7 protein-coding genes are annotated in these 6,986 nt (G+C 38.1%); 4 read left to right on the forward strand and 3 right to left on the reverse strand.

Going from position 1 to position 6,986, the window contains the following annotated elements; all coding sequences use genetic code 11:
- Positions 1–3 precede the first annotated feature (3 nt).
- Positions 4–576 (forward strand): disulfide bond formation protein B, encoded by a 573-nt coding sequence (locus tag ACFINO_RS06420; protein ID WP_375634494.1) that lies wholly within the window; start codon positions 4–6, stop codon positions 574–576.
- On the opposite strand, the gene ACFINO_RS06425 is transcribed toward ACFINO_RS06420, so the two are convergent.
- Positions 573–707, reverse strand: coding sequence for a hypothetical protein (locus tag ACFINO_RS06425; RefSeq protein WP_375642874.1), 135 nt, complete (start codon positions 705–707; stop codon positions 573–575). The genes ACFINO_RS06420 and ACFINO_RS06425 overlap by 4 nt on opposite strands.
- 164 nt (positions 708–871) lie before the next feature.
- Between ACFINO_RS06425 and ACFINO_RS06430 the strand changes: the two genes are divergently transcribed.
- Positions 872–1,396 carry a type II toxin-antitoxin system PemK/MazF family toxin gene (locus tag ACFINO_RS06430; RefSeq protein WP_375613249.1) on the forward strand — a complete coding sequence of 175 codons (525 nt, stop codon included), beginning with the start codon at positions 872–874 and terminating at the stop codon, positions 1,394–1,396.
- Positions 1,397–1,505: 109 nt separating this feature from the next.
- Here ACFINO_RS06430 and ACFINO_RS06435 read toward each other — a convergent pair whose 3' ends face one another.
- Positions 1,506–1,688, reverse strand: coding sequence for a hypothetical protein (locus ACFINO_RS06435; RefSeq protein WP_375655265.1), 183 nt, complete (start codon positions 1,686–1,688; stop codon positions 1,506–1,508).
- Between the two features lie 1,253 nt (positions 1,689–2,941).
- Entirely contained in the window at positions 2,942–3,610 is a 669-nt protein-coding gene (locus ACFINO_RS06440; RefSeq protein ID WP_375617908.1) for a hypothetical protein, read from the reverse strand.
- 1,063 nt (positions 3,611–4,673) lie between these two features.
- Here ACFINO_RS06440 and ACFINO_RS06445 point away from each other — a divergent pair.
- Both ACFINO_RS06445 and dut read left to right on the forward strand, forming a co-directional pair.
- On the forward strand, positions 4,674–5,483 hold the full coding sequence (locus ACFINO_RS06445; RefSeq protein ID WP_375634492.1) for a VIT1/CCC1 transporter family protein: 810 nt from the start codon (positions 4,674–4,676) through the stop codon (positions 5,481–5,483).
- Between the two features lie 258 nt (positions 5,484–5,741).
- On the forward strand, positions 5,742–6,272 hold the full coding sequence (gene dut, locus ACFINO_RS06450; RefSeq protein ID WP_375655266.1) for a dUTP diphosphatase: 531 nt from the start codon (positions 5,742–5,744) through the stop codon (positions 6,270–6,272).
- Positions 6,273–6,986 lie beyond the last annotated feature (714 nt).

Below are 6,986 nucleotides of genomic sequence, written 5' to 3' on the forward strand. Positions count from 1 at the left end.
TTAATGGCATGCGTTTTGTCTTCTCACCCACTTTTACACAAACACCTTCATGTTGAACCCAGCAGAAAAGAACAAAGTTTATGGGCTTTTTTTCTCGCTTTTTGCTTGTCTGCCACAATAGGGATTGCCCTTGGTTTTGAATATTTCGGAGGATATCTTCCTTGCGATTTATGTCTCATAGAGCGTTTTCCCTATTATGGTGCCATACCATTTTTGCTCTTAGCAGGTTTTGGAGCATGTTTTTTTCGCATAACTGCTTGGATACAACTTTTATTTTTGTGTGTTTTTGTCTTAATGTGCATCAGCCTTGTTTTAGCCGTTTATCATGCGGGTGTTGAATATGGCTTTTGGACAGCTCCCCTCAGTTGTGGTTTAAGCGCAGTCAGAAAAACCTCAGACATTAACCAGCTGCTCAGCCAATTAAACAACATTCATCCTCCTTCTTGTTCTGAAGCATCCGCACGCTTTCTTTTTCTTTCATTTGCCGGTTGGAATGTCGTCTCAAGCCTATTTTTCTCCCTTATAAGCCTCTATATTACTTCAAAAGGGCTTCTTTCAGTCCATAAAAAACTCTAACCATAAAATAGAAACGAAACCGCGTGCACTCGTTCTCTCCAATCGCTTTCCCCTACCAACAACCCTCCAGTCACCAATCCCCACCCAGAACCACCCACCGCCAAACCAACCCACCAACACCAACGAGTCACCAACATCCCTCCTCTAGCGTTGTACTCAAAAGACAAAAATGAGCAGATACATCCATTTTATGGTTTCACCTCTCTGTACTTATAAGCAACATTTTGATAAAAACTCGTGATAGAAAAGCCGTAAAATAATAAGTGAGGGGACCAATAAATATAAATGGTCTGCTATGGCTGAAGATAAGAACACAGAGCCTTCTACCCTATCACCTATTTCCTTAGATATAACCAAACTTGAAGAACCATGTGTTATGATGGAACATGATCATAATGCATGGCGTGAGCATATAAAAGAAAGAGATTTAAATGCGCCTTACGAAAAACCACCTCATATAAAACCACGAATCAAATCGGCACCACGCATCAGACAAGTTTTTTGGTGTGATTTTCCTCATGATTCGATACTCCCTGAATTTTGGAAAAAGCGGCCTGTTTTAGTGCTTTCTAAGAATGCAAAATTATATGGAAATGTGACAGTTTTACCTTTTTCAACGAAATCACAACCCAATAATCCCGCTGCGTATCCAATACAATCTCCTATAGAGAATAAAAAAGCATGGATTATCTGCAATTATGTCACAACAGTTTCTGTAAGTCGTTTAAGTTGCTCACGTACCGTTCCAAGATTATCCTGCGAAGATTTTCATAAAGTTGTAGCTCTGATGCTCAAATATTTACCGCATTTACACTATTGACTTTTGAGAAAAATAAGTGTATCTATATCACCATACACGGCATCAGTAATGGTGGCCGCTTCCCCGCAAGGGGAGATAGGAACGAAGGAGTGGGAAACCGCTCCTTTCGTCATTTTTGGTATTTTTTTGAAAACTTTTTAGCCATTTTTGCAACCTTCCCTAGAACATATCCAATATCCCTCCTCCACCGTTGTTGTTTTGAAATATTTGCGATTTGGGGATAAGCAGAAGACAATATCCGTACTGTTGATCCGGTAAAGTTTCCCATGGAGATTACCGAGATATTGTACATACTTATCATTTCATTGCACAAAAAATCGTGCTGCCGTTTCTTAAACTTTATATGATTTACCGCAATGGGAATATCTTTCCAAGATTGAAAAAAGCTTCGCTTTATATGACCACACCTCAAACGATCGTATTTTACGAGATAACAAAGAAAATTCTCTAATAAACAAGAAATCAACACCCAACCGATTTCTATCTCTTCACCAAAAACAATTGTTTATTGCCCTAACCACATTATTTCACCGGTCACATGACCTAACATAGCTTTGCAGATAGACTTTCTTCCTCTTCTCCTAGAAACGATCTATGTTAAGCTATTTTGGGATTTACTGCTGAATTGCTTATGCTTGCACTTTGAATACCTTTTTCTCATTATACAAAAGGTAGATAAAAAAATAATTTCGTTTATCAGCTTTATTTTAAAGACACACCTATTTTTTACAGGATACGTTTTCCTTTCTATCAACCCTATCGCATTTAATACACTTGTCGTTTCTAAACATGAACAACCAAGCATCACAATGGAGCAATAGACTCTCATCACTTTCATGGGCACTTGCATTGACAAGAGATAAACAAGAGTATTGATCATCACACACGGAGCAAAAATCTATAGCGACTACGCCATAGACTTTCGCCACGCACGGGTCATTCTTAAAGCATATTTATGATGAGATAATCATTTATGACATCCTTTTTGTTACGCCAAAGAACGGGTTTTGCTAACTAGTTTTACTATTGTGCAAATTTCTTAAGAAAAACTCTCACTCGCTCATAGATGACAAGATTTCTTTACCCAAGAAATGCACGATGCTCAACTTCGACTATTTGACAGTGATCATTTCAAATTTTAACCAACACGACAATACACCTACTCTAAACGATTTATGTACCACCTCATCCGCAACACATTGCCAAATATCCGTACATTTCCTCGAAAAATTTTCACACTTTTACGCATAGTAAAAAAAAGATTAACTTTAATCATGTTGCACTCCATTTTAATTGATTTGGATTTTAAAATGCCCAAAAAAATCAAACAAAAATAGAGAGGTAAGTTACGAAAACTACAGGGTAAATTTTACTGCCCCAAAATGTCTATTTTTCCCCGCCTGAACAGTCAGAGAAACACTATAAAAATTATTTTCATTGAAAAACAATTACTTATAATCTAGGGAAGAAAAGTAAAAATCTCCCCCAGAAAAAGAGATTATCTTCAGAATTATCAAAAAAAACAGCACAATTTTAGTGATCTTTTTATTTTTTTTCTTTTGATAAAAGAGAGCTGGCAGGTGTCTTAGGCGCCCCTCCGGTAGGTTCCCAATTCGCAACAGCCGCTAATTCCTCAATAACATCCTTTTTTAACTTACCATTTTTCTTATTGTGTAAATCATATTGATCAGCATTCTGTTGCAACCATTTTGCAAGCGTTCCTTTAACAGTTTTACCACCCTCAACCTCACTCACCGCTTCCCATGCCGCAACAATAGCAGCAAGCTTTGGAGCATAACGTGGATGCGTTGGATCTTGAAACGCATATTTTTGGTCCTTAGTCTCAGCAGAATCATCCTCAGGGAAAAAAAATGGAGGGTACAGACCACGCGATGAAAGCCATTCTTTTAAATCATCAACGCGAACATATGAGGAATCTGCATCTATAAAATCCGAAAAATTATAGTACGACCATTCTATCTCTAATCGATTGCTTTTTCCCGCTTGAACGATAGCATGATAGGCTGCACGAAAATTAGCAGTTTTCTCTGATGATACGGAAAGGTTATCTTCGTAAATATCACTTTTTTCTGGTTCTAATTTGTTGACAAACAAATACTTTCCTGGATTTAATCCAACTATTAAAAGCGCTGCCTGCAGTATTGTTAGTTTTTCAGAAAGCCGCCAAAATTTCAAACCATCACTATTTTCCATATATGCTCCCTTTTTTTCTGCACAATTTCGCTCTTTTTTAAAAACATCAAAAACGTTTGTTAACGCGTAGAGATTATGCACTTTTCATATTTCAACTCATCCCATACTTTAAATAAAAACACAGCACCCACACCCCTCCTTGTGATACACAAGAAAATGATTTGAATTGCTTCAATATAAGAAGTTTTGAAGTGAGAGGAAACCTACTGAATTTTGGGCTTTCATACAAGATATCAGGCAAGTTACAAGGCGATAAATGCCCCTTCATAAAGCATAAATTTTTATGCGTGATCAAACAATTTGATATGATAATATCTCTTTCATTTATGCACTCCCACCCTTAAACCTGCCCCTGCAATTACAGCACAAAAGATAATTCATTACATCAAATCCACCTAAATGCAAAAGCTGTAACAACGCTCAATGCGCGTAAATATCATAAGAATACTGTCTTACACCTCCACAAGCAGAATGAGTGGCGTAAAACTGTACAATAAAATGCCATGCCTATAATGAACCGTTCTAAAGACTGTCGCAACATTGAGAGCTAAAGTGTATGATGATGCCAGCTTGCTCTTTTATGAAGCGTAAAGATTAAGAAGACTCAATGGAGTTTATATTATTTCATGGAAATTTTGCGGCTCTACCCTTCTATACTCTTCACGGGGACCACCCTCGCGAAATGGGCTTTTGTCCCTTGAAAAAGGTCTCTTTTAAAGAATCATCTCAAATTCCAAGAACTGTTACAGTCTTTTGAACGCATCAAATGAATGATAGAGTCGTCCTATTTTTTTCCATATATTCACAATACATTGAAATGCTCCATTCAAACATCCCTTTAGCAAAATAAAGCACATTGTCTCTTAAATTTTTTCACGCAATTATTTCTTTCATGCGCCCCTCTCGTCTCCATTTGATAAATTTCCTTGTACTTTCTCAGCATCCCATCACCTTTTTTCTCAGTGCAACCTTTTTGTAATTTGTCAGTTTTTAACTTTTAGATTGACTTTCGGTTTATTTTTCTTATGTTTTAGAATTATTCTAAAGTGCAGAGGAACAGAAAATGTTGAGATCGTTTTTTTCATTTGTACAACGTAAAGCTCTGTCCTTTCGTTCAGCACAAAACGTGATACTTAAAGCGCTCAAAATAAAAGAGCAACATGCGGCGCTCTATTTAAAATATGCAAAAGCTCTAGAACCTTATTCCTCTAAGGAAGCCGCGGTTTTTACCGCCATGGGGCTTCAAGAGCTTAAAAATTATAAGCAACTTTTGTGCCTTTCTTGCCATAATCGTGCAAACACTATCGGTTCATTATGTGACAAAACTTCTCTTGTGAAAGGCAAGAACCGCCATCCCTCCCAAAAAACAACAGCGGCAAATCACACCATAAAAAAAACTTCGAAAACGCAAAGACAAACACTTTTGACTTGGATTCAACCAGGTCTTGCAGGATTAATGGATGGCTCTGTCTCCACCCTTGCCCCCATTTTTGCCGCAGCTTTTGCCACGGGAGACACGCATCAAACTTTTTTGATAGGGCTCTCAGCTTCAATTGGTGCGGGACTTTCAATGGGTTTCACAGAAGCAGCCCATGATGACGGAAAATTATCAGGGCGTGGTTCGCCATTAAAAAGAGGTCTTGCCAGCGGCATTATGACAACATTAGGAGGACTAGGCCATACTCTTCCCTATTTGATCAGCTCTTTTTATGTAGCGACAATTATTGCTTTTATCATTGTTTTTTTCGAACTCGGCGCCATCGTCTGGATTCAGAACAAATACATGTCCACTCCCTTTTGGCGCGCCTCTTTACAGGTCATCATTGGTGGTGCTCTGGTTTTTGCCACGGGTATTCTTATCGGTAGTATCTAAAAATCTTATCTGTAACCATAATTTAGATCTCAAATAAGCGCATGCCCCTAGGCATAAGCCATCCTTGATGATGCCATTATTGAAAAATGCCATTGATAATGTTAGGTGGTGTTGTGGAATATTTTAAGTCAGTAAGAGATGATAAGCAAGCTCTGGGGACAACCTATATCCACACACCTTTATCGACTTGGTTTTATAGATATCTTTTGTTAAAGTATCATTTTCTTCTAGACCTCATATTTTGGAAATGCCTCAATCATGTCGCACACTGAAACCAACGCCCCTCTAAACAATCATCCTGTCTCTTCTCAATCTTCACATGCCCAGACTTTATTTGTTCAGCGTCTTGCACACGGACAAGGTTTAGAACTTCCTTGTTACGCGACAGCGGGTTCTGTGGGTCTTGATCTACGGGCAGCAATTGGAGAAGAAGAAACGCTTGTTCTTGCCCCTGGGCAGCGGGCACTTATTCCAACAGGTCTCATTTTTCATTTATCACTTGGGTTTGAAGCACAAATACGTCCACGCTCTGGCTTAGCCTTAAAACACGGCATCACATGCCTCAACACTCCAGGAACGATTGATAGTGACTACCGTGGTGAAGTCAAAGTCCTTCTTATCAATTTAGGCCAAGAAGACTTTTCCATCCAACGGGGCATGCGCATTGCCCAAACAGTCATCGCCCCCGTATCCCAAGTTAATGTTTGCACCATTGAACCAGAGCAAAATACCCAAAGCCATAACGAGAGCCGTGGAACAGGAGGTTTTGGTTCAACGGGACACACTTAAGAAGCTCTGAAAAATCGCTACTCTCAAAATAACACACATACTTATTCCAACCACTCTTTCACTGGAAATTCTTTGAGCTTTTAAAATGCAGAGGGAATGCGCATTTGCTTTCAAAGTTTTTTCACTAAACGCACCTCTAAACAAGCATCTCTCAATTACGTCTCGTGCGCTATACAAAACTTCATTATCACCAGATACCCCTCCCCCATAACAAAAACATTGGCATTAAACATTGAGAGCTCACACACCGCTGGTAATGTCGACAATCTATACATCATATTGATTTATAATAATAATGAATTGTCTTGCAACTTAAATGAGAAATCTCAATACTGTAAGATTGTTTCATGGCAAGCCTATTTATATTAAATCAATCAAAAGCATGTTTCTCACATTCCAAACGTGGCTAGCATGCAGATAAAAACTGAAAAAATGCCTACAATAAATAGCACTATCACAACATTGGAAAAAAATATAAATACGATAATGGTGCTCGCTTGCTCTTTTGTTAAGCATAAAGATGGTGATGTTTGATAGGTTTTTTATTATGTTACGGGGGCTTTAACGTTGTACCATTTATGGATAACATGTAAGTTTTATGTAAAAATAACTTGCTGTATTTATACAGCTTTTTTACAGTGAGGGACGCGTAAATAAAAGTTAGGGAATAGGATTTTCTAACATTTGTCTACAACAGTAGCATTTTCTTTTCTT

This window comes from Bartonella sp. AA83SXKL (assembly GCF_042196965.1).
GTDB lineage: Bacteria > Pseudomonadota > Alphaproteobacteria > Rhizobiales > Rhizobiaceae > Bartonella.